The sequence below is a fragment of the Pseudomonas sp. GW821-FHT09A09 genome (genome assembly GCF_059418405.1).
Genome location: NZ_JBWKPU010000039.1, coordinates 19,603 through 42,135 on the forward strand (window position 1 = coordinate 19,603; position 22,533 = coordinate 42,135).

25 protein-coding genes are annotated in these 22,533 nt (G+C 62.4%); 19 read left to right on the plus strand and 6 right to left on the minus strand.

The genetic code is table 11. The annotated features are described in order from the left end of the window. Positions 1-7: 7 nt before the first annotated feature. Positions 8-457 carry a redox-sensitive transcriptional activator SoxR gene (gene soxR / locus AC07OV_RS25885; RefSeq protein WP_176996400.1) on the plus strand — a complete coding sequence of 150 codons (450 nt, stop codon included), beginning with the start codon at positions 8-10 and terminating at the stop codon, positions 455-457. A 100-nt stretch (positions 458-557) separates the two neighbouring features. Here soxR and AC07OV_RS25890 read toward each other — a convergent pair whose 3' ends face one another. From AC07OV_RS25890 to AC07OV_RS25900, 3 genes are read right to left on the minus strand one after another with little or no spacing between them, the layout of a single operon-like run. Beyond that, positions 558-1,328, minus strand: a complete 771-nt coding sequence (locus AC07OV_RS25890; RefSeq protein WP_495093248.1) for a MetQ/NlpA family ABC transporter substrate-binding protein — start codon at positions 1,326-1,328, stop codon at positions 558-560. A gap of 31 nt (positions 1,329-1,359) precedes the next feature. Beyond that, complete coding sequence (locus tag AC07OV_RS25895; protein WP_176996402.1) at positions 1,360-2,025, minus strand: methionine ABC transporter permease; 666 nt, start codon at positions 2,023-2,025, stop codon at positions 1,360-1,362. A 3-nt stretch (positions 2,026-2,028) separates the two neighbouring features. After that, positions 2,029-3,252, minus strand: coding sequence for an SfnB family sulfur acquisition oxidoreductase (locus tag AC07OV_RS25900; RefSeq protein ID WP_495093249.1), 1,224 nt, complete (start codon positions 3,250-3,252; stop codon positions 2,029-2,031). Positions 3,253-3,477: 225 nt separating this feature from the next. Between AC07OV_RS25900 and AC07OV_RS25905 the strand changes: the two genes are divergently transcribed. From AC07OV_RS25905 to AC07OV_RS25920, 4 genes are all read left to right on the plus strand, one after another. Beyond that, positions 3,478-3,939, plus strand: coding sequence for a VOC family protein (locus AC07OV_RS25905; RefSeq protein ID WP_176996404.1), 462 nt, complete (start codon positions 3,478-3,480; stop codon positions 3,937-3,939). Positions 3,940-4,167: 228 nt separating this feature from the next. Then, positions 4,168-5,043, plus strand: a complete 876-nt coding sequence (locus AC07OV_RS25910) for an alpha/beta fold hydrolase (protein WP_495093250.1) — start codon at positions 4,168-4,170, stop codon at positions 5,041-5,043. Positions 5,044-5,137: 94 nt separating this feature from the next. After that, the gene (locus AC07OV_RS25915) at positions 5,138-6,442 is read left to right on the plus strand and encodes a dicarboxylate/amino acid:cation symporter (protein WP_494998449.1); all 1,305 of its coding nucleotides are present in this window, start codon (positions 5,138-5,140) and stop codon (positions 6,440-6,442) included. A 78-nt stretch (positions 6,443-6,520) separates the two neighbouring features. Beyond that, positions 6,521-7,435 (plus strand): LysR substrate-binding domain-containing protein, encoded by a 915-nt coding sequence (locus AC07OV_RS25920; protein WP_494998450.1) that lies wholly within the window; start codon positions 6,521-6,523, stop codon positions 7,433-7,435. Between the two features lie 124 nt (positions 7,436-7,559). Here the strand turns inward: AC07OV_RS25920 and leuD are convergent, their stop codons facing one another. Together leuD and leuC are read right to left on the minus strand one after the other, a co-directional pair. Beyond that, positions 7,560-8,174: a 3-isopropylmalate dehydratase small subunit gene (gene leuD, locus AC07OV_RS25925; RefSeq protein WP_495093251.1), complete on the minus strand. Its 615-nt coding sequence runs from the start codon at positions 8,172-8,174 to the stop codon at positions 7,560-7,562. Continuing rightward, the gene (gene leuC, locus AC07OV_RS25930; RefSeq protein ID WP_495093252.1) at positions 8,171-9,589 is read right to left on the minus strand and encodes a 3-isopropylmalate dehydratase large subunit; all 1,419 of its coding nucleotides are present in this window, start codon (positions 9,587-9,589) and stop codon (positions 8,171-8,173) included. The genes leuD and leuC overlap by 4 nt, the downstream gene beginning before the upstream one ends. A 289-nt stretch (positions 9,590-9,878) precedes the next feature. On the opposite strand from leuC, the gene AC07OV_RS25935 reads away from it, so the two are divergent. The 8 genes from AC07OV_RS25935 to AC07OV_RS25970 are packed head-to-tail and all read left to right on the plus strand — an operon-like array spanning position 9,879 to position 15,987. Then, positions 9,879-11,081, plus strand: coding sequence for a PepSY-associated TM helix domain-containing protein (locus AC07OV_RS25935; protein ID WP_494998453.1), 1,203 nt, complete (start codon positions 9,879-9,881; stop codon positions 11,079-11,081). Beyond that, positions 11,078-11,617, plus strand: a complete 540-nt coding sequence (locus tag AC07OV_RS25940) for a PA2404 family protein (protein ID WP_494998454.1) — start codon at positions 11,078-11,080, stop codon at positions 11,615-11,617. Before AC07OV_RS25935 ends, AC07OV_RS25940 begins: the two co-directional genes overlap by 4 nt. Continuing rightward, positions 11,614-11,937 (plus strand): hypothetical protein, encoded by a 324-nt coding sequence (locus AC07OV_RS25945; protein WP_494998455.1) that lies wholly within the window; start codon positions 11,614-11,616, stop codon positions 11,935-11,937. Before AC07OV_RS25940 ends, AC07OV_RS25945 begins: the two co-directional genes overlap by 4 nt. Beyond that, positions 11,934-12,494, plus strand: a complete 561-nt coding sequence (locus tag AC07OV_RS25950; RefSeq protein ID WP_176996413.1) for a DUF6162 family protein — start codon at positions 11,934-11,936, stop codon at positions 12,492-12,494. The genes AC07OV_RS25945 and AC07OV_RS25950 overlap by 4 nt, the downstream gene beginning before the upstream one ends. 19 nt (positions 12,495-12,513) lie before the next feature. Then, positions 12,514-13,434: a metal ABC transporter substrate-binding protein gene (locus tag AC07OV_RS25955; RefSeq protein WP_494998457.1), complete on the plus strand. Its 921-nt coding sequence runs from the start codon at positions 12,514-12,516 to the stop codon at positions 13,432-13,434. Further along, positions 13,431-14,177 carry a metal ABC transporter ATP-binding protein gene (locus AC07OV_RS25960; RefSeq protein WP_176996415.1) on the plus strand — a complete coding sequence of 249 codons (747 nt, stop codon included), beginning with the start codon at positions 13,431-13,433 and terminating at the stop codon, positions 14,175-14,177. Before AC07OV_RS25955 ends, AC07OV_RS25960 begins: the two co-directional genes overlap by 4 nt. Beyond that, positions 14,174-15,073 carry a metal ABC transporter permease gene (locus AC07OV_RS25965; RefSeq protein ID WP_494998458.1) on the plus strand — a complete coding sequence of 300 codons (900 nt, stop codon included), beginning with the start codon at positions 14,174-14,176 and terminating at the stop codon, positions 15,071-15,073. The genes AC07OV_RS25960 and AC07OV_RS25965 overlap by 4 nt, the downstream gene beginning before the upstream one ends. Further along, a complete protein-coding gene (locus AC07OV_RS25970) occupies positions 15,073-15,987 on the plus strand; it encodes a metal ABC transporter substrate-binding protein (RefSeq protein ID WP_495093253.1) in 915 nt (304 codons plus the stop codon). The genes AC07OV_RS25965 and AC07OV_RS25970 overlap by 1 nt, the downstream gene beginning before the upstream one ends. Positions 15,988-16,089: 102 nt before the next feature. Here AC07OV_RS25970 and AC07OV_RS25975 read toward each other — a convergent pair whose 3' ends face one another. Then, entirely contained in the window at positions 16,090-16,803 is a 714-nt protein-coding gene (locus AC07OV_RS25975; RefSeq protein WP_176996418.1) for a UTRA domain-containing protein, read from the minus strand. 351 nt (positions 16,804-17,154) lie between these two features. On the opposite strand from AC07OV_RS25975, the gene AC07OV_RS25980 reads away from it, so the two are divergent. The 6 genes from AC07OV_RS25980 (at position 17,155) to AC07OV_RS26005 (ending at position 22,506) form a co-directional block, all read left to right on the plus strand. Beyond that, entirely contained in the window at positions 17,155-18,231 is a 1,077-nt protein-coding gene (locus AC07OV_RS25980; RefSeq protein WP_071496158.1) for an ABC transporter substrate-binding protein, read from the plus strand. 179 nt (positions 18,232-18,410) lie between these two features. After that, on the plus strand, positions 18,411-19,217 hold the full coding sequence (locus AC07OV_RS25985; RefSeq protein WP_494998460.1) for an alkaline phosphatase family protein: 807 nt from the start codon (positions 18,411-18,413) through the stop codon (positions 19,215-19,217). Further along, the gene (locus AC07OV_RS25990) at positions 19,214-20,050 is read left to right on the plus strand and encodes an ABC transporter permease (protein WP_371319350.1); all 837 of its coding nucleotides are present in this window, start codon (positions 19,214-19,216) and stop codon (positions 20,048-20,050) included. Before AC07OV_RS25985 ends, AC07OV_RS25990 begins: the two co-directional genes overlap by 4 nt. Beyond that, complete coding sequence (locus AC07OV_RS25995; protein ID WP_176996421.1) at positions 20,037-20,837, plus strand: ABC transporter permease; 801 nt, start codon at positions 20,037-20,039, stop codon at positions 20,835-20,837. Before AC07OV_RS25990 ends, AC07OV_RS25995 begins: the two co-directional genes overlap by 14 nt. Next, positions 20,834-21,823: an ABC transporter ATP-binding protein gene (locus tag AC07OV_RS26000; protein ID WP_176996422.1), complete on the plus strand. Its 990-nt coding sequence runs from the start codon at positions 20,834-20,836 to the stop codon at positions 21,821-21,823. The genes AC07OV_RS25995 and AC07OV_RS26000 overlap by 4 nt, the downstream gene beginning before the upstream one ends. A 29-nt stretch (positions 21,824-21,852) precedes the next feature. After that, positions 21,853-22,506, plus strand: coding sequence for an HAD family hydrolase (locus AC07OV_RS26005; protein ID WP_495093254.1), 654 nt, complete (start codon positions 21,853-21,855; stop codon positions 22,504-22,506). Positions 22,507-22,533 lie beyond the last annotated feature (27 nt).

Sequence of the window (22,533 nt, forward strand, 5' to 3'; positions counted from 1 at the left end):
GATTGTCATGCTCAACAAAGAACTCACCGTCGGCCAGTTGGCCGCCCGCAGTGGCGTGGCGGTGACGGCGCTGCACTTCTACGAAACCAAGGGGTTGATCAAGAGCAACCGCAATGCGGGCAACCAGCGGCGTTATCCACGGGATGTGCTGCGGCGGGTGGTGGTAATCAAGATCGCCCAGCGCCTGGGGATTCCGTTGGCGACGATTGGCGAAGCGTTGCAGACGCTGCCGGATGGCCGCACGCCCACCGCCCAGGATTGGGAACGGTTGTCGGCGCAGTGGCGGGAAGACCTGGATGAACGCATCAACAAGCTAATGTTGCTGCGGGACAAGCTCAATGGCTGTATTGGTTGCGGGTGTTTATCGATGGAGGCATGCCCGTTGCGTAACCAGGACGACCAGTTGGGTGAGCGTGGGCCGGGTGCTCAGCTATTGGAACCCACACCCGAAATCTGACCTGAAACCCAATCCCTGTAGGAGCCCGGCTTGCCGGCGATGGCGATTTTGCGGACGCCATCGCAGGCAAGCCAGCTCCCACATTTGATCTGCGCTCGGGTCAGAAACCCGGCGCAATCTGGCCCTTGTAGCGGGTCAGGATGAACTGGCGCACTTCGTCGGAGTTCAAGGCTTTGGCCAACTTTTGGATGCGCGAGTCGTTGATGTTATCCGGCCGGGCCACCAGGTACTCGACGTACAGCGACTTGCCCTTCTCCACGATCAACGCGCTGTTGGTATCGATCCCCGCTTCCAGCGCGTAGTTGGCAAACACGAACGCCAGGTCCACCTGGCTCACCGAGCGGGCCAGCAAGGCGCCTTCCAGTTCACGGATCTTCAGGTGTTTGGGGTTTTGCGCGATATCACGTTGCGTGCTCAAGGTGTTGCTTGGGTCCTTGAGCTTGATCAGGCCGGCTTCATCCAGCAGCACCAAGGCGCGGCCGGTGTTGACCGGGTCGTTGGGGATCGACACGGTGGCGCCGTCCTTGAGCTCAGAGATGTTTTTGATGCGCGTCGAATACGCGCCAAAGGGCTCGATGTGCACGCCCACCACCGGCACCAGGTCGGTGTGGCGAGTCTTGTTGTAGTCATCAAGGAATGGGCGGTACTGGTAGTAGTTGGCGTCGAGGTTCTTCAGGGCCAATTGCTGGTTGGGCTGGATGAAGTCGGTGAAGACCTTGATCTGCAGGTCCACACCTTCCTTGGCCAGCACCGGCTTCACAAACTCGAGGATTTCCGCATGGGGCACCGGGGTGGCGCCCACCACCAGCTTCTCGTTGGCAAACGCATTGAACGACAGGACAGCGGCCAAAATGGCCAGGGACTTTTTCATGAAGGCTCCGAAGGCAGTAGTTTTATAAGTTTCAACGGCGGCTGTAACGCGCCACCAAGCGGTCACCGGTCATCTGCAGGGCCTGCACCAGCACCAGCAAAAGCACCACGGTGACCACCATCACGTCGGTCTGGAACCGTTGGTAGCCGTAGCGAATCGCCAGGTCACCCAGGCCACCGCCCCCGATCACCCCGGCCATGGCGGTGTAGTCCACCAGCACAATCGAAGTCACGGTCACCGCCGCCAGCAGCCCGCCCCGGGCCTCCGGCAGCAGCGTGTGGCGGATCACCTGCCACGTACTGGCGCCCATGGACTGGGTAGCCTCCACCACACCGCGATCGACCTCACGCAGCGCGGTTTCCACCAGCCGTGCAAAGAACGGTGTGCACCCCACCACCAGCGGCGGGATGGTGCCCGGCACGCCCAGGGAAGTGCCCACCAGCAAGGTGGTGAGCGGGATCAACACAATCAGCAAGATGATGAACGGCAGCGAGCGCAGCACGTTGACCACCACCGACAACACGCGGTACACCCCCAGCGCTTCATGCAACTGGCGCTTACCGGTGAGGAACAACACCACGCCCAACGGCAGCCCCAGCAGCACGGTAAAACCCAGGGCGGCAGCGAGCATGCTCAGGGTTTCCAGGCACGCCTGGCCGATGTCGGCCCAGTAGATGTGTTTAAACAATTCGGCCATGGCTTATGACCAATCGTGACGCGGCGGCTTGGCGCCGTTGAGCAGCCAGTTGCCCACCACGTGGTACTTCCAGCGCACCGGGTCATGCAGGGTGTGCACCCGGGCGTTGCGCCAATGGCGATCGAAGTTGTGCTTCTTCAAGGTCGAGCGAGTGCCGCCGAGTTCGAACAGCTTGTTGCTGGCCTCGATGGCGATTTCGGTGGTGAGCACCTTGGCCCGGGCCACCGCCAGGGAGGCGTGGGCGACGTTGTTTTCGTCCGGCGCGGGGCGTGCCGCATCCAGGGCTGCACCTGCACGCTCCAGCAAGGCTTCAGCGGCCTCCAGGCGAATGTCGAGGGCGCCGACCTGGATGATGGTCAACGGGTCTTCGCTGGCTTTTTCCACACCGGCATCGATCCACGGCCGGGCGAACTGCTGCACGAACTGCACCGTGTCACGCAGCGCGGCGCGGGCAATACCGGCGTCGATGGCGGCGGTGGTCAGCTGGGCGAAAGGGCCGGCCAATGTCGGCGAGTCGTAGGATTTGTGCGTCGGGAACAGGTTGAACGCCGGCACCCGCAACTGCTCGGCCAGCACCGTGCCGCTGGAGGTGGTGCGCTGGCCCATGCTGTCCCAGTCATCCACCACCACCAGGCCCTCGGTGCCGCGTTTTACAAAGGCCAGTTGCGCGTTTTGCTGTTCATCCAGCGCCAGCACCGCCAGCCAATGGGCGTACAAAGAGCCGGTGCAATAGCCCTTGCGCCCGTTGATCACGTAGCCATCGCCTTCGCGGCGAATCGTCGCCTGGATGTCCTGCACATGTTTGCCGCCGGTTTCCGACAGCGCATTGGCAAACCGATGGCCTTGCAGCGCCAGGCCGAAGAAATGCGCCTGCTGTTCGGGCGTGCCTTGCAGGCGGATGTCTTCCAGCAGGCAGTAATGGTTCTGCGGGATCTGCCCCAGCGAGGGGTCAGCCGCCGAGATAATCGCAATCACCTGGGCCAGTACCGCGTAGGACACCTGCGCCCCACCAAACTCACGAGGCACACTGATGCCCCACAGGCCGCTGTTGGAATACAGGTCGACCACTTCGGCGGGCACGTGGCGCGTGCGGTCGCGCTCGGCGTCCTGCTCCAGCAATACCGCGGCAACGCGGTGGGCAACGACAAGGGCGTGGGCGTCGTCGCGAATGATTTCGGCATCGGGGGTGTGGATCGGGTAATCGGCAGATACAGGCAGTACAGACATACAACGCTCTCGGGCGAATGGTTTGCCTGAGCTATTGCAGCTTCTGTGCCGAGCCCGGAAACAGGCACTTTGGCCCTGAAAACGCGGGCAACACCCGCTGATGGCGCAGCAATCTGCCCGTTCACTGTTGCCTGGCGAACACCTCGTCGGCTGGCCGCAGCCCGCGCGACACGTGGCCTATAGTTAAACGGCCGTGACTCCCCCACCTCAAACAAGGAGAACGCCATGAGCGTCAAACCCATCCCCGAAGGTTTTCACAGCCTCACGCCTTACCTGGGCGTCGACAAGGCTGCCGAAGCCATCGAGTTCTACAAGAAAGCCTTCAATGCCACCCAGGTCATGCGCCTGGACATGCCCGACGGCAAGGTCGGCCACGCTGAACTGCGTATTGGCGACTCGCCGATCATGCTCGGCTCGCCCTGCGACGAAAGCCCCTTCGGCAGCCCGCGGGACGGCCATACCAGTGTGGGCCTGCATTTGTATGTGGCGGATGTCGACGCCCAGTACAGACAAGCCATCGCTGCCGGTGGCACGCCGATCTCCGAGCCCAAGGACCAGTTCTACGGCGACCGCTCCGGCACGCTGAAGGATCCTTTCGGCCACGTGTGGTTCCTGGCCACCCACAAGGAGGACCTGACCGAAGCGCAGATCCGCCAGCGTGCCATGGAGATGTTCCAGCAAAGCTGACAAGCCATGTCCCCTGTAGGAGCTGGCTTGCCAGCGATGCAGTCAACTCGGTGCATCAGACACACCGCGTTGATGCCATCGCAGGCAAGCCAGCTCCCACAGGGGTGGGTGTTTGTGAGATGGATTACCGCAGCTACACACTTCATGAACAACCCCTCCACGCTTTCCCCCTTGCCCCAAAGGCTGCGTGATTTCAGGATGCAGGCAATCATCACAAGGAGTCATTCCATGTTTGCCGGATTCCAAAAAGACAGCTGCCACGTCAACGGCGTGGACATCAGCTACCGCAAAGGCGGTACAGGTCCCGGTCTGCTCCTGCTGCACGGGCACCCGCAAACCCACGTCATCTGGCACAAAGTCGCCGAACAACTGGCCGAGCACTTCACCGTGGTGGCCGCCGACCTGCGTGGGTATGGCGACAGCAGCAAGCCGCCAGCCAACGAGCGTCACACTAACTATTCAAAACGCGAAATGGCCCGCGACGGCGTCAAGCTGATGAGCGCCCTGGGGTTTGACACGTTCTCGGTGCTGGCCCATGACCGCGGCGCCCGCGTCGCCCATCGCCTGGCCCTGGACCATCCGGCCAGCGTGCAGCGCATGGTGTTGCTGGACATCGCCCCCACCCTGTCGATGTACGCCCAGACCGACGAAGCCTTCGCCCGCGCCTACTGGCACTGGTTCTTCCTGATCCGCCCGGCGCCGTTGCCGGAAGCCTTGATCGAGAGCAACCCTGAGCTGTACCTGCGCAGCGTGATGGGCAGCCGCAGCGCCGGGCTCAAGCCGTTCACCGACGAAGCCTTCGCCGAATACCTGCGCTGCCTGAAACTGCCGGGCAGCGCCACCGGCATCTGCGAAGACTACCGAGCTGCCGCCGGTATTGACCTTGAACACGACCAGGCGGACATCGACGCCGGCCATCACCTGAACCTGCCCTTGCTGGTGATGTGGGGCGCCGAGGGCACGGTCGGGCGCTGTTTCGAACCCCTCAAGGAGTGGCAGAAAGTCGCCACCGACGTGCGTGGCAAGGCCCTGCCGGCCGGCCACTACATTGCCGAAGAAGCCCCCGAGCTGTTGCTGGGCGAAGTCCTGGCCTTCCTCCGATGATGCTGTAACCCAGTGACCTGATGAATCCGCCTCGCAGGCTGCTGTTGGCCTGCGACGGGTTCGCTTTGCCCAAAAAACGATTGAGATAATAACAATGACACTCAAAAAACTGCTGGGAACCCTGTATGTGCAGGTGCTCATCGCTATCGCGCTGGGTGTGTTGATCGGCCATGTGTGGCCGCAAATCGGCGTCGACCTCAAACCCTTGGGCGACGGTTTTATCAAGCTGATCAAGATGATCATCGGCCCGATCATTTTCTGTACGGTGGTGTCCGGCATCACCAGCATGCATGACGTGAAGCAGGTGGGCCGGGTCGGCGGCAAGGCGCTGCTGTACTTCGAGGTGGTGTCGACCATCGCCCTGTTGATCGGCATCCTCGCCGCGCACCTGCTGCACCCGGGCGTGGGCTTCAATATCGACGTGAAGACCCTCGACAGCTCGGCCATCGCCGGCTTTGTCGGCCAGGCCGAACATGGCGAAGGCATCACCGGGTTCCTGCTGCATGTGATCCCCACGACGTTTTTCGATGCGTTCTCCAAGGGTGAAATCCTGCCGGTGCTGTTCGTCTCCGTGCTGTTCGGCGTCGGCCTGGTGATGGTCGGCGAAAAGGGCCGGCCGCTGGTGGGTGTGATCAACCAGGCCAGCGAGGTGTTCTTCCGCATCGTCGGCATCATCAGCCGCGTTGCGCCCATCGGTGCCTTTGGGGCGATTGCCTTCACCATCGGCAAGTACGGCGTGGGTTCGTTGCTGCCGCTGTTGAAGCTGGTGGGCACGTTCTACATCACGGCGTTCTTTTTTATTGCGGTAGTGCTGGGCAGCATCGCCCGCTACGCCGGCTTCAGCATTTTCAAGTTGATGGGCTATATCAAGTCGGAGCTGTTGATCGTATTGGGCACCAGTTCCTCGGAATCGGCGTTGCCGCAGCTGATCCAGAAACTCGAAAGCCTGGGCGCCTCCAAGGGCGTGGTGGGTATCGTGGTGCCGACCGGTTATACCTTTAACCTGGACGGCACCAACATCTATATGACCCTGGCGGTGCTGTTCCTGGCCCAGGCGACCAATATCCACTTGCCGCTTGAGCAGCAATTGACGCTGCTGGCGGTGGCCATGCTGACGTCCAAGGGCGCCGGCGCGGTGGTGGGTGCAGGGTTCGTGGCCTTGGCGGCAAGCCTGGCCGTGGTGCCGACGGTGCCGGTGGCGGCGATGGTGTTGATCCTCGGTGTGGACCGCTTCATGGCCGAATGCCGCTCGCTGACCAATATCATCGGCAACGCCGTGGCCGCGCTGGTGGTCGCCGCGTGGGAAGGTGAACTGGACCGCGAGAAGATGGCACCGATCGCCCTTAAGCGCGGCCGCCATGCCCGGGCGGCTGCCCAGGCCAAAATCGCGGCCGAATAACCCAAGACCGCCCGGTGTGCCGGAAGGCACGCCGATCCGGTGCTATTCTGGCGGCTCATGCCGCCAGCCTCGTTTCTGATGACTCATAAGAAAGATACCGTGCCCCTACCCGAAGACCTGCGGGTGTTCCTGACCGTGATCCGCAAGGCCGGCTTCGCTGCCGCCGCCGATGAGCTGGGGCTGTCGCCGGCGTATGTCAGCAAGCGCATCCAGATCCTCGAAACCACCCTGGCCACCCGCCTGCTGCACCGCACCAGCCGGCGTATCGCCCTGACCGAAGACGGCGAACGGGTGCAGCGCTGGGCGGTGCGTATCCTGGAAGACTTCCAGCAACTGTCCGATGAACTCTCCGACGCCCACGACAGCCCGCGCGGGCACTTGCACCTGTGCAGCAGCTTCGGTTTTGGCCGCAACCATGTGGCCCCTGCCCTGTCATTGCTGGCCGAGCAGTACCCGGACCTGGAAATCCGCCTGGACCTGTTCGACCGCGTGGTGGACATCGTCAGCGAAGGGTTCGACCTGGAGATCCGCGTGGGCGACGACATCCCCGGTCAGCACATTGGCCGGCGGCTGGTGAGCAACCGCCGCGTGCTGTGCGCCGCGCCGGCTTATCTGCAGCGCAAGGGCACGCCGCAACAGTTGGGCGACCTGGAGCAGCACGACTGCCTGGTGCTCAAGGAGCGGGATAACGCATTTGGCATCTGGAACCTGGAACACAACGGCGCCCCCGAAAGCGTGCGCGTGCGCGGGCCACTGTCATCGAACAATGGCGAGATCGTGTTGCAGTGGGCATTGGACGGGCGCGGTGTGCTGCTGCGCTCGATGTGGGATGTGAAGCCGCTGTTGGAGCAAGGCAAGCTGGTGCAGGTGCTGCACAACTACACCCAAAGCGCCAACGTCTGGGCGGTGTACCCGACACGGTTGGCGTATTCAGGGAAGCTGCGGGCGTGTGTGGAGTTTTTGCAGGAGCACTTCAAGGGTCTATCAATATAGAGATGTAAACCCGATCAACTGTGGGAGCTGGCTTGCCTGCGATGGCGGTGTATCAGTGAAAGATGAGTAAGCTGACCCACCGCTTTCGCAGGCAAGCCAGCTCCCACATTTGGACCGAGGTTTGTCAGTTGAGCCAGGGGTTGGCTTGCAGGTGTTGGCGTTCGAACGCTTTGATCTGCTCGCTGCGCTGTAGGGTGCTCCCGATTGCATCCAGTCCCAGCAGCAAGGCGGTTTTGCGCAAGGTGTCGATCTGGAAGGGAATCACCTGGCCATCGGCCAAATGAATGGCCTGGGCCTCCAGGTCCACACTGATCTGCGCCTGCTCGGGCTGGCTCACAACCTGCCCCAGGTTCTGCAACACCGCCTCCTCCAGCGTGATCAACAACACCCCATTACGCTGGCAGTTATCGTAGAAAATCCCGGCAAAACTGCTGCCGATCAGCGCGCGAATCCCGGTCTGTTTCAACCCCCACACCGCGTGTTCACGGCTGGAGCCGCAACCAAAGTTCGGCCCCACCACCAGGAAACTCGCCCCTTGCCAGGCCGGTTGGTTCAGCACGAATGCGGGGTTGGGCTCGCCGGAAGGCAAGAAGCGCAGGTCAAAAAACAAACCACGATCCAGCCCACTGCGGTCGATGCCCTTGAGAAACTGCTTGGGCATGATCACGTCGGTGTCGATATTCGCCGCCAGCATGGGCGCGGCCTTGCCGGTGATGCGGGTAAACGGTTGCAGGCTCATGGGCGGTCTCCAAAGTGACGGATATCGGTGAGGCGGCCGGTGATCGCTGCGGCAGCGACCATCGCCGGGCTCATCAGGTGGGTACGCGCCCCCGCGCCCTGGCGGCCTTCGAAGTTGCGGTTGGTGCTGGAGGCGCAGCGGTCGCCCGGGGCCAGTACGTCATCGTTCATTGCCAGGCACATCGAGCAGCCCGACTGGCGCCATTCGAAACCGGCATCGATAAAGATCGCCGCCAGCCCTTCGGCCTCGGCCTGGTCGCGCACTTCGGTGGAGCCCGGCACGATCATCGCCCGTACATGGTCGGCCACGTGCTTGCCACGCACCACGCTGGCGGCGTCGCGCAAGTCTTCGATACGGGCGTTGGTGCAGGAGCCGATAAACGCATGGCTGATGACGATGTCGCTCAGCGGCATGCCGGCCTCCAGGCCCATGTAGTTGAGGGCGCGGCGCATGTCCTGGCGCAGGATCAGGTCGCTGACGTCCTGCGGGTCCGGGACGCGGGCGCCAATCGGCGCAGCCTGGTCGGGGCTGGTGCCCCAGGTGACCATGGGTTCCAGGGTGCTGGCGTCCAGATGCACTTCCTGGTCGAACACTGCGTCGGCGTCCGAATGCAGTTGGCGCCAGCCCACCAGCGCCTGTTCCCACAGCTCGCCCTTTGGCGCGCGCGGCTTGCCCTTGAGGTAGGCGAAGACTTTTTCGTCCGGCGCCATGAACGCACCGCGCGCCCCGGCTTCCACCGCCATGTTGCAGATGGTCATGCGCGCCTCGACGCTCAACGCGTCGATGGTGGCGCCGCGAAACTCGATGGCATAGCCGGTGGCACCGGAGGCACCGATCTTGCCGATCAGCGCCATGATCACGTCCTTGGAGGTCAAGCCCTTGGCCAACGCCCCGTCGACCGTCACGCGCATGGTTTTAAGGCGCTTGTAGACCAGCGTCTGCGAGGCCAGCAGGTGCTCGATTTCCGAGGTGCCGATGCCAAACCCGAAAGCCCCGAGGGCGCCGTAGGTGGTGGTGTGGCTGTCACCGGCGGCAATCACCATGCCCGGCAGGATAAAGCCCTGTTCCGGGGCAATCACGTGCTCGATGCCTTGGCGTTTGTCGAGGATGTCCAGCAGTTCGATGCCGAAATCCCGGCAGTTCTCCGCCAGGTACGACACCTGCCGCGCGCCGCCCGCATCGGGCATGGCCGCAATGCGCTGTGGCGTGGTGGGGTTCACATGGTCAACCACCGCCAGCGCCGTGCCGGGGCGCCATACGTCACGGCCAGCCTCGCGCAGGCCGCTGAACGCCTGGGGGCTGGTGTATTCGTTGATCACCTGGCGATCGATGTACAGCAGGACATGGCCCTGATCATCCAGGGGGCACACCGTGTGGGAATCGATGTGTTTGTCGTAGAGGGTTCTGGCAGGCATTTTTTCTAGGCTCATTTTTGTAGGCGCTCACACAACGGTATGAGCCCATCCTACCCAGCCGCCCCGCCCCATCAATGGCGCCTGGGTGATGGCTTGGAACATGTTTCGTGTTCGATCGCGGCGGCAAACCACGCTGAATGTGAGCCTGAAACAATTTCTTTCATATCCGGCTTAGGGATTTGCCCCTCTCATCCGTCTTAACTTAGATACAGCCCGTCGCGTCAGCAAAAGCTACGACCGGCCTTTTCCGGGCCTTCTTTGCCCCCCTCCGATCAAGACCCTCATTCACATGTCGAAGAAGTCACGCTCAAAACTCTGGTTTCTCGTACACAGTTGGCTGGCATTGCCCATCTGGTTCTTTGTACTGATCGTCTGCATCACCGGCACCCTGGCGGTGGTCAGCCAGGAAATCGTCTGGCTGGCCAACCCGGACATCCGCGCCAGCAAGCCGTCGGATGACGCCGAGCCACTCAGCTATGACCAGGTGATCAGCGCGATCAAGCGCGCCGAACCCCAGGTCATCGTGCAGTCGATCATTCGCCCGGATGAGTCGCACTTTGCCCTGAGCACCGAACTCAGCTATCCCGACGGGCGCTCCGTAACCGTCTACGTCAACCCGTACACCGGGGCCATCCAGGGCATCAGCCCGTCGTTCGACTTCAAGCAATTTACCCGCGCCTTGCACGGCTGGTGGTTGGTGCCATTCACCAATGGCTACAGCTGGGGCTGGTACCTGGTGTCATTGCTCGGCCTGCCGTTGCTGGCCTCGCTGGTCACCGGGCTGGTGGTGTACAAACGCTTCTGGAAAGGCTTCCTGCGCCCTACCCTGCGCATCCGCCACGGCGCGCGGATCTTCTGGGGCGACTTCCACCGCCTGAGCGGGATCTGGTCGATCTGGTTCATCGCGGTCATTTCCATCACCGGCACCTGGTTCCTGATCCAGGCAATCCTGGGCGACAACCAGATCTCCATCTCCAGCGAGCCCATCGTGCCAGTGATCGCCCGGGAGAAAGTACCAATGTCCGCCCCCGGCGTGCCTTCACCGATGATTCCCCTGGACGAAGCCATCGAAATTGCCAGCCAGCGCATCCCGGGGCTGGAAACCAGCTTTGTGGTCTTGCCACTCAATGCCTACAGCCACCTGCAGATCGGCGGCCGGGGCTGGTACCCGTTGATGTACCAGACCGCACAGATCAACCCCTATAACGGCGAAGTGGCGGTGTCGCACCTGCTGTCCAACCGCTCGACGCTGGAGTTTGTCACCGAGTCCATGCGCCCGCTGCACACCGGCGACTTCGGCGGTTTGTGGGTCAAGCTGATCTGGGCTTTCTTCGGCCTGCTGTTAAGCATGATGGTACTGAGCGGTTTGCTGATCTGGACCAAACGCACGGCCCTGGCCACCCTCAACGCCCTCAAGCGCAGTGCCAAAGCCCCGCGCCAGGCAGCTCCTATACCGGCCATGAGCATTGAAACCACGGAGGGCAACCGATGAGCAAGGTCGCCGCTGCTGTACCCCCTTCGCCACTGCGGGCCTTTTGGCTGAAATGGCGCTTCCATATCAATGTGCTGCTGTTGTTGGTACCGCTGGGCTTCATGCCCAAATACTTTGCCGACGCTGCGTTGTTCCGAGGCGACACCGGCATCGGCGAACGGGTGGCAGGTGAAGTGCAGGTCGGGCCCTGGAGCCTGACCCTCGCCGAATTTCGCAATGAAGGCCCGCGCCCCGACCCGGCCGGCCCGATGAAGTTTTTCAACGCCGCCCTGTGCGCCTCCTGCGCCGAACAGGTCAAGGCCACTTACCTGCGTATCGGCAAGCCCCGCAGCCTGCGGGCAGCCGGGGTGATCTTCTTTGGCACGCCGTACCGCATGGGCGCGATGTTGCCAGTGCCGGAGCGCACCCCGGCCGACGCCGAACTGTGGGTCACCATGGAGGGCTGGGACGGCACGATGCACCAGGGTTCCATCCCGCTGAGCCAGGCTTCGCCTGCCACTATTGCCTGGCTGAACAAGCAAGGAGTCAAACCATGACGTTGAAGCGCCTATCCCGCGTATTGCTAGTGCTGTGCGCCGGGTTCAGTACCGTGGCCCTGGCCCACAACCCGATGTGCGAGTGCAAGGAAATTGCCGGTGAGCAGATCCAGTGCACCGGCGGCTTCTCCGACGGCAGCGGCGCGCCCGGCGTGACCCTGGACGTGATCGGCTACGACGAAACCGTCCTGTTGCCCGGCAAGCTCGGCCAGGACTCGACCCTGACCTTCAAGAAGCCCTCGGCCGAGTTCTATGTGCTGTTCGACGCTGGCCCCGGCCACGTCGTTGAGATCGACCAAGCGGATATCCAGCCGCAATGAGTACTACACAGGTTGTACGCCCCGCCGGGGCCGGCCATGAAACCCTCTATGTGCTGCTGTTGTGCCTGATCATCCTCGCCGTGGCCGGTTCGGTGATTGCCCTGCATGGCGAAAGCCAGGAAGTCGCCGCCGTGCCCAGCCACCAGTTGGACGCGCGCCGCGACCTGAGCGCAGCCGAACAAGGGATCTACGCCGACCTGCGGGTGACCCTGGACGAGATTCAACTGCTGCAACAGGAGCAAAGCGCCCTGCCGACGCCGCAGCAATTGGCCGAAGAAGGGTTTGCGCCCTTTGCACAGGACGCCAGTTCGGTCAGCCGTGGCGATCATCGCTGGCAACTGCTTGCGCCGTCGGCTTACCTGGGCTTGAGCCAGGCGCCCGCCACCAGCGGCTCGCTACTGATGCGCGTGCACGATGGCGAGCCGGATGTGTGGCTCAACCGCCAGGCCAACCTCGCGCCCCCTTCCGACCTGACCGACCCGGCGCTGATCGCGGCCGGCTGGAAGCAGGTGGTCACGCAATTCGATGCCGGCGTGACCCGCCAGCACCGTCACTGAACGAGAAGACCGAGTGCCCATGTCCATTTCATCCCCGTTGTTGCGTCTGTTGCTGGTCGGCCTTATCAGCCTGATGCTCACCCCCCTGGCGAACGCCGAGGCGGCCAAGCGCCTGCGAATCGGTATCACCCTGCACCCTTATTACAGCTACGTGGCCAATATCGTCGGCGACAAGGCCGACGTGGTGCCGCTGATCCCGGCCGGCTTCAACCCCCATGCTTACGAACCGCGCGCCGAAGACATCAAGCGCATCGGCACCCTGGACGTGATCGTGCTCAACGGCGTCGGCCATGACGACTTCGCCGACCGCATGATCGCCACCAGCGAGCGTCCGGACATCCCGGTGATCGAAGCCAACGCCAACGTGCCGTTGCTGGCGGCCACCGGTAACGCGGCGCGTGGCGCAGGCAAGGTGGTCAACCCGCACACCTTTTTGTCGATCAGTGCCTCGATTGCCCAGGTGAACAACATCGCCCGCGAACTGGGCAAGCTCGACCCGGACAACGCCAAGACCTACACCCAGAACGCCCGCACCTACGGCAAACGCCTGCGCCAGATGCGGGCCGATGCACTGGCCAAGTTGACCAGCGCGCCGAACCCGGACCTGCGTGTGGCCACCGTGCACGCGGCCTACGATTACCTGCTGCGCGAGTTTGGCCTGGAAGTGACGGCCGTGGTCGAACCGGCCCACGGCATCGAGCCCAGCCCCAGCCAGCTGAAAAAGACCATCGACGAACTGCGCGCCCTGGATGTGAAGGTGATCTTCTCGGAGATGGATTTCCCGTCCACCTATGTCGACACCATCCAGCGTGAGTCGGGAGTCAAGCTGTACCCGCTTTCGCATATCTCCTACGGCGAATACACCCCTGAAAAATACGAAGTGGAGATGACCGGCAACCTCAACACGGTGGTGCGGGCCATCCAGGAGTCAGGCTCATGACCGCGGCCGAACACCTGAGCGTGGCCAGCGTTGGCCCGACCCTCGACTTCGACGCGGTGTCGCTGACCCTGGGCCGCACCACCATCCTGGACGGCGTGAAATTCCAGGTACAGCCCGGCAGCATCCATGCGTTGGTGGGCCCGAACGGCGGCGGCAAAAGCTCGCTGATCAAGACCCTGCTGGGGCAGACGCCGCATCAGGGCCAACTGCGCCTGCACTGGCCGACTACGCCCGGCACCATCGGCTACGTGCCCCAGGCGCTGGAGTTTGACCGGGGCCTGCCCATGACCGTCGACGACTTCATGGCTGCCATGTGCCAGCGCCGCCCGGCATTTCTCGGGCTATCGCGGCACTACGCCGGGGCGATTGGCGATGCGCTGGAGCGTGTCGGCATGCAGGACAAGCGCAAACGCCGCATGGGCGCGCTGTCTGGCGGTGAACGCCAGCGCGTGCTGCTGGCCCAGGGCTTGATCCCGGCGCCGCAACTGCTGGTACTGGATGAGCCGATGTCGGCGCTCGACGAGGCAGGGATCCAGGTGTTCGAACGCCTGCTCAATGACTGGCGCCTGGCCGGCATCACCGTGTTGTGGATCGAGCATGACCTGGAAGCCGTGGGCCGCCTGGCCGATCGCGTCACCGGCCTGAACCGTCGTGTGCTGTTCGACGCTACGCCGAAGGAAGCGTTGACCCCGGACCGCCTGCTGACCCTGTTCTCCACCCACCCTCGGAGCCCGGTGCAATGAGTTATGAAGCGTTTCGCCTGATGGTCCAGGGCTGGGCTTCTTCCGGATACCTGCCGGAAGCGCTGGCCTATGGTTTTGTGGTCAACGCCCTGCTCGCCGGCCTGCTGATCGGCCCGGTACTGGGCGGCCTGGGTACGTTGGTGGTGGTCAAGCGCTTTGCGTTTTTCTCCGAAGCGGTCGGCCACGCGGCACTCACCGGCGTGGCCGTCGGCATCCTGCTGGGTGAACCCTACACCGGGCCCTATGGCGCCCTGTTCGGGTACTGCCTGCTGTTCGGCATCCTGCTCAACTACCTGCGCAACCGCACCGGGTTGGCGCCCGACACCTTGATCGGCGTGTTCCTCTCGGTGTCCCTGGCCCTGGGCGCCAGCCTGCTGCTGATCCTGGCGGGCAAGATCAACGTGCATATTCTGGAGAACGTACTGTTCGGTTCGGTGTTGACGGTGAATGGCAACGACCTGCTGGTGCTGGCGGTTGTTGGCTCGCTGGTCATGGCGTTGGCGTTGCCGCTGTACAACCGCATCATGCTTGCCAGCTTCAATCCGCAACTGGCGGCGGTGCGCGGGGTGGCGGTAAAGACCCTGGATTATCTGTTTGTGATCCTGGTGACGCTGATCACCGTGGCGGCGGTCAAGGTCATCGGCGCGATCCTGGTGGGCGCCCTGCTGGTCATCCCCGCCGCCGCAGCGCGCCTGCTGAGCCAGTCGCTCAAGGGTTTCTTCTGGGTCTCGGTGATCATTGCCACGGTCAGCACGCTGTGCGGGATCCTGCTGCCGATCATCTTCGACCTGCCCATCCCGTCCGGTGCCGCGATCATCCTCGTGGCCGGTATCGCCTTCGCCTTTGCCGCCATCGCGCGCGGCACCGTGCCCAGCCTCAAAGGGAATCTTGGATAATGCGCTCCGTTCTTCATCCTCTGGCCCTGGCCATCGCTTGCTTGTTCACCACGCCACTGATGGCGGCTGAAGCGGCCAAACCAGTTGCCCAAGCGGCAAAACCGGTCAAGGTGCTGGCCTCCTTGCCGATCACCTACGGCCTGGCTGAAGTGCTGCTCAAAGGCACCTCCGTACAGCTCGAACGCGCCGCCCCGGCCAACCTGCCCGGTTCGCGGCAAGTGTCCTATTTCACCGGCCGTGGCGCGCCGGCTTTGAGCAAGCTGGCACAGGACGCCGACGCCGCCATCGGCCTGCGTTCGCTGTGGGCGGATGACCCGCTGTACCCGGTGGCGCGGCGCAGCAATATCCGCATCGTCGAAGTGGATGCCGCACGCCCGGTGGACGGCGGTTTGCCGGGCATTGCCGTGCAACCCGGCAGCACCGATGGCCTGAACAGCCAGCCGTGGCAATCGAGCAACAACCTGGGGCGTATGGCCGACGTGCTCGCCGCCGACCTCAGCCGCCTGGCGCCCGACGCCAAGCCCACGATCGACGCCAACCTCGCCGCCCTCAAACAGCGTCTCCTCAAGCTCACCGCAGACAGTGAAGCGCGGCTGGCCAAGGCGGATAACCTTACGGTGGTCAGCTTGAGCGATCACTTCGCCTACCTGGTCAGCAGCCTGAACCTGGAAGTAGTGAGCACAGATGCACGGCCGGACGCCGACTGGACGCCCAAGGCCTTGCAAAAGCTCAGTGCCGAATTGAAGGAGAACGACGTGGCGGTGGTGTTGCACCATCGTCAGCCGAGTGAGGCGGTGAAGGCGGCCATCGAGGCAGGCGACTCGCAATTACTGGTCTTGAACGTAGACGGCGCAGACCCGGTGGAGGAACTCACCACCAACACCGACTCACTGATCAAAGCCCTGACACCTTAACCTTGTAGGAGCCGGCTTGCCGGCGATGGCGTCCCTAACATCGCCGCCAAATCTGAAGGCCTCATCGCCGGCAAGCCGGCTCCTACAGGGAATGTGGCGTGATTAAGCGACGTCGACACCGACGTGGATGGCGTCATGCCGCCAGAACTCCAGATCGCAGTCGATCAAGCGCTGATGCTGATCGTAATTGACCCGGGCAATGCGCAAGCCCGGGCTGCCCACCGACACGCGCAACGCGGCGGCGGCTTCCACGGGCAGAGACGTCGGCACAATTTCAAAACGCACCCGCCCGTAGTGCAAGTCATATTGACGGGCATACAACTCAGTCATCGACTGATTCAAGTCGCACTCCAGAATCCCCGGAAAATACTGCGGGTTGAGGTAGTGCTCCACATACAGCACTAAACGCCCATCAATGCGCCGGCCCCGGCACACCTGGATCACGCTGGACAATGCCGGCAACTGCAACCACGCACACACCGCTGCCGACGCCGGCTGCAGCCGCGCGGAAATCACCTCGGTGGACGGCACCCGCCCCTGGTCGCTGACCATCGCGTGAAAGTGGCTGCGCTGCATCAGGTTATAGGCCAGCCGGGGTGGCGAGACAAACCAGCCGCGGCGCTCCTCGCGATAGATCTGCCCCTGGGCCTCCAGCTGTAACAAGGCTTCCCGCACCGTAATGCGAGTGGTACCAAACAACTCGCTGAGCTTGCGCTCGGCGGGCAATTTACTCGCAGGCGGCAACAGGCCGTGGTCGATCTGCTCTTGCAGCGCCAGGCCGATGGATGTCACCGCCTTGATTGCCTCATCACGCATCAATGTTACCTATCTGGACTAGACCAGCACCGCTTCGGTGCACAAACCGCGCTCTATCAGGGCTTGAGCTGTTGCCTGCCAGCCTAGGCACTACAGATGACCGACAGATGACAGCCCCTCTCACGCCCCTGCCCCACACTCTGCAATACATCGGCCAAGTCGAGCGCCTGCGGGCATTTGGGCATGGTCTACGCTCACTCTGCGACGAGCGACATCCGCGATTTAAAAACGACATCGACATGAAACTGTCATCAGGCACGCCTAGATTGGCTCAGGTATTGCTGACCTAGACCAACACCACCGCAAACGTCGACAAAAACGCAGCGTTGAAAACGCCCAAAGGAGCTTCGGATGAAACAGCTTTTCCTGGCATCACTGTTAGGCTCGACCATTGCCATGTGCACCGCCGCCATGGCTGCTGATACCGATTTGAAAACCCTGGAAGCTGCCGCGAAAGCGGAAGGCGCCGTCAACAGCGTCGGCATGCCCGATGACTGGGCCAACTGGAAAGGTACCTGGGAAGACCTGGCCAAGACCTACGGCCTCAAGCACATCGACACCGACATGAGCTCGGCCCAGGAAATCGCCAAGTTCAAGGCTGAAAAAGACAACGCCAGCGCCGACATCGGCGACGTGGGCGCAGCGTTCGGTCCGATTGCGGTGAAGCAAGATGTGACCCAGCCGTACAAACCGTCCACCTGGGCCCAGGTGCCGGATTGGGCAAAAGACAAGGACGGTCACTGGGCGCTGGCCTACACCGGCACCATCGCCTTTATCGTCAACAAGAAGCTGCTGCACGGTTCGGAAGTGCCCACCAGCTGGGCTGACCTGCAAAAAGGCAAATACAAGGTCTCCATCGGTGACGTGAGCACCGCGGCCCAGGCGGCCAACGGCGTACTGGCCGCCGCCATCGCCAATAAAGGCGACGAAAAGAACATCGCCCCTGGTCTGCAGTTCTTCACCAAGATCGCCCAGCAAGGCCGTCTCTCGCTGTCCAACCCGACCATCGCCACCATGGAAAAAGGCGAAGTCGAAGTGGGCGTGGTCTGGGACTTCAACGGCCTGAGCTACAAGGCCAAGATGGCCAACCCGGATGACTACGTGGTGCTGATCCCATCGGACGGTTCGGTGAAGTCCGGCTACACCACCATCATCAACAAATACGCCAAGCACCCGAACGCCGCCAAGCTGACCCGCGAATATATCTTCAGCGATGCCGGCCAACTCAACCTGGCCAAGGGCAATGCGCGTCCTATCCGTGCTGAAACCGACCTGAAACTGCCGGCCGATATCGCCAAGAACCTGATCCCGGGCGAGCAGTACACCAAGGCCAATCCGCAGCCGATCAAGGATGCCGATGCCTGGGAAGCGACTTCCAAGAAGCTGCCTCAGCTGTGGAACGAGCAAGTCATCGTAGAAATGAAGTAATCAGGCTCACTGCCTGAAATGCGGCCGGTGTGGGAGCTGGCTTGCCTGCGATAGCGGTCTGACATTCAGCCTCTATGTCGACTGATACGCCGCTATCGCAGGCAAGCCAGCTCCCACATTTTGACCCGGTTACGCCAGAGAATTTGAGTCAAACCACCTGTTGCGGAGCTCCAGCCCCCATGAAGCACAATGTCATCCTTGTCGTGCTCGACGGCCTGAACTTCGAGGTTGCGCGGCACGCCATGGGGCACTTGCAGGCCTATGTCGGCGCAGGACGCGCAGCGCTCTACAAGCTGGAATGTGAACTGCCCGCCCTGTCCCGCCCGTTGTATGAATGCATCCTGACCGGCGTGCCACCGATCCAGAGCGGTATCGTGCACAACCATGTTTCACGCCTGTCCAACCAACGCAGCATTTTCCATTACGCCACCGACGCCGGCCTCACCACAGCGGCGGCGGCCTACCACTGGGTCAGCGAGTTGTATAACCGCACGCCCTTTATCGCCGCCCGTGATCGTCATACCGACGACAAGGCGCTGGCGATCCAGCACGGGCATTTCTACTGGAATGACCACTACCCCGATTCCCACCTGTTCGCCGACGCCGAAAGCCTGCGCCGCAAACACGCGCCGAACTTCCTGGTGGTGCACCCGATGAACATCGACGACGCCGGGCACAAGCACGGCCTCGACACACCGCAGTACCGCAACAGCGCACGCTCGGCCGATATCATCCTCGCCGACTACCTGCAAGGCTGGCTCGACGCCGGCTACCAGGTGCTGGTGACGGCCGACCATGGCATGAACAACGACCGCTCCCACAACGGCCTGCTGCCGGAAGAGCGCGAAGTGCCGTTGTTCGTCCTTGGCGATGCCTTCAGCCTGGAGGCCAATGCCGCGCCCCGGCAGACCGAACTGTGCGGCACCGTCTGCGAACTACTGGGCGTGCCCCACGACAAACCTGTATGCCGGGAGCTGTTGAAATGACCCGTGGTAAATGGCTGGCGCTGCTGTGCCTGGTGCCGTTCGCGCTGTTCTTTATCGTGTTCGAAATTGCCCCGCTGGTGTGGGTGCTGATCAACAGCCTGCAAACCGAGGAAGCCGGCTGGGGCCTGGAAAACTTCACGCGCATCTTCAGTTCGAAGTTCTACCTGCAAGCCATCCAGTTCAGCCTGGAGATCAGCTTCTATTCCAGTGTCTTCGGCATCATCATCGCCACGCTGGGCAGCTACTCCCTGCGCCGGGTGGATTCGCCGCTGCGCAATTTCGTCACCGCCTTCGCCAACATGACCAGCAACTTTGCCGGCGTGCCCCTGGCGTTCGCGTTCATCATCCTGCTGGGTTTCAACGGCAGCATCACCCTGATGCTCAAGCAGGCCGGGATCATCCAGGACTTCAACCTGTATTCCAAAACCGGCTTGATCATCCTGTACACCTACTTCCAGATTCCCCTCGGTGTGTTGCTGCTCTACCCGGCCTTCGACGCACTGCGTGAAGACTGGCGCGAGTCGGCTGCCCTGCTGGGCGCCAATGGCTGGCAGTTCTGGCGGCATATCGGCCTGCCCGTGCTCACGCCGGCGCTGCTGGGCACCTTCGTGATCCTGCTGGCGAACGCGCTGGGCGCCTACGCCACGGTGTATGCACTGACCACCGGCAATTTCAACGTACTGCCGATCCGCATCGCGGGCCTGGTCTCCGGCGACGTGTCACTGGACCCGAACATGGCCAGCGCCCTGGCCGTGGTGCTGGTGGCGCTGATGACCGTGGTCACCGTGGTCCATCAACTGCTGCTCAAGAGGAGCTACCATGTCTCGCGCTGAAGCCGGCCCGGCCACCCTCTACCATCGGGTCGTGGTGTATCTGTTGTTCCTGATCCTGGTATTGCCGCTGGTGGGCACCTTTGTCTACTCCATTGCGAGCAGTTGGTCGGCCACCGTGCTGCCGGCCGGCTTTACCGTGAAATGGTATGTGCAACTGTGGAGCGACCCGCGCTTCCTGGCCGCCTTCGGCCAGTCGCTGCTGGTGTGCGTGGGTGCGCTGATTCTGTCAGTGGTGTTGATTTTGCCGCTGCTGTTCGTAGTGCATTACCACTTCCCCAGGCTCGACGCCTTGATGAACATCCTGATCCTGCTGCCCTTCGCGGTGCCGCCGGTGGTGTCGTCGGTAGGCCTGCTGCAACTGTACGGCTCCGGGCCGTTAGCGATGGTGGGCACGCCGTGGATATTGATCGGTTGCTACTTCACCGTGGCGCTGCCGTTCATGTACCGCGCGATCACCAACAACCTGCAAGCCATCAACCTGCGTGACCTGATGGACGCCTCCCAACTGCTCGGCGCCAGCACCTGGCAGGCCGCGATCCTGGTGGTGCTGCCCAACCTGCGCAAAGGTCTGATGGTTGCCCTGCTGCTGTCGTTCTCATTCCTGTTCGGCGAATTCGTGTTTGCCAACATCCTGGTAGGCACCCGCTACGAAACCCTGCAGGTGTACCTCAACAATATGCGCAACAGCAGCGGCCACTTCACCAGTGCCGTCGTCATTTCCTATTTCTTCTTTGTGCTGGTGCTGACCTGGGCCGCCAATATCTTGAACAAGGACAAAAGCCAATGAGCTTCGTCAGCGTCCAACATTTGCAAAAAGGCTACGCCGGCACCCCGGTGTTCAGCGACATCAACTGCGAAATCGCCAAGGGCGAATTCGTCACCCTGCTCGGCCCGTCCGGTTGCGGCAAGTCCACCCTGCTGCGTTGCATCGCCGGCCTCACGCCGGTGGACAGCGGCAAAATCCTGCTGGATGGCCAAGACATTGTTCCGCTCAGCCCGCAGAAACGACACATCGGCATGGTGTTCCAGAGCTACGCGCTGTTCCCCAACATGACCGTGGAACAGAACGTCGCCTTCGGCCTGCGCATGCAAAAGGTCAACGCTGACGACAGCCACAAGCGCGTGCAGGAAGTGCTGCAACTGGTCGAACTCAAGGACCTGGCCGGCCGCTACCCGCACCAGATGTCCGGTGGCCAATGCCAGCGCGTGGCCCTGGCCCGCTCGCTGGTCACCCGCCCACGCCTGCTGCTGCTCGATGAACCGCTGTCGGCACTCGATGCACGGATTCGCAAGCACCTGCGCGAACAGATCCGCCACATCCAGCGTGAACTGGGGCTGACCACCATCTTCGTGACCCACGACCAGGAAGAAGCCTTGACCATGTCTGACCGCATCTTCCTGATGAACCAGGGCAAGATCGTGCAGAGCGGCGACGCCGAAACCCTCTACACCGCCCCGGTGGATGTGTTCGCGGCGGGCTTTATCGGCAACTACAACCTGCTGGACGCCGACAAGGCCACCCAACTGCTGCAACGCCCGATCAACAGCCGCATCGCCATTCGCCCGGAAGCCATCGAGCTGAGCCGCAGCGGCGAACTCGACGCGCTGGTGCGCAGCCATAGCCTGCTGGGCAACGTAATCCGCTATCGCATCGAGGCGCGCGGCGTGGAGTTGGTGGTGGACGTGCTCAACCGTTCGGCCGACGACCTGCACCCGGACGGGCAACGCCTGGCACTGTCCATCGACCCAAGTGCCTTGTGTGAAGTAGCCTGATGCAACGATTGATTGAGAGAGCGTGACCGATGGCATTGGTAATTTTTGATCTGGACGACACCCTCATCCACGGTGACTGCGCCACCCTGTGGAGCGAGCAGATGGGCCGCCTGGGCTGGGTCGACCCCGAGTCGTTCATGCGCAAGAACAACGAACTGATGGACGCCTACAGCCAGGGCAAGCTGCTGATGGAAGACTTCATGACCTTCAGCCTGGAGCCGATGATTGGCCGCACACCGGAAGAAATCGAACACCTGGTGGAGCCGTGGGTCGAGGACGTGATCGAGCCGCTGATCTACAGCGATGCCACCAAGACCATCGCCCGCCACCGGGCCAATGGCGACCGGATCCTGGTGATTTCGGCGTCGGGCACGCATTTGGTCAAGCCGATTGCCGCGCGCATCGGCATCGATGAAGTGCTGGGGATCGATCTGGACGTCAGCCATGGCGTGTACAGCGGCCAGACCGTGGGCGTACTGACTTACCGCGAAGGCAAGATCACCCGCTTGCTGGAATGGCTGGAACAGGAAGGCGAGACGTTGGACGGCGCGTATTTCTATTCGGATTCGCGCAATGACCTGCCATTGCTGAGCAAGGTAGAGTACCCGCAGGTGGTGAACCCGGATCCGGTACTGCGCGAGCACGCGGAAAAGGCCGGCTGGCCGGTCCACCACTGGGCCTGAATTGAAACCCTAACCCTGTAGGAGCCG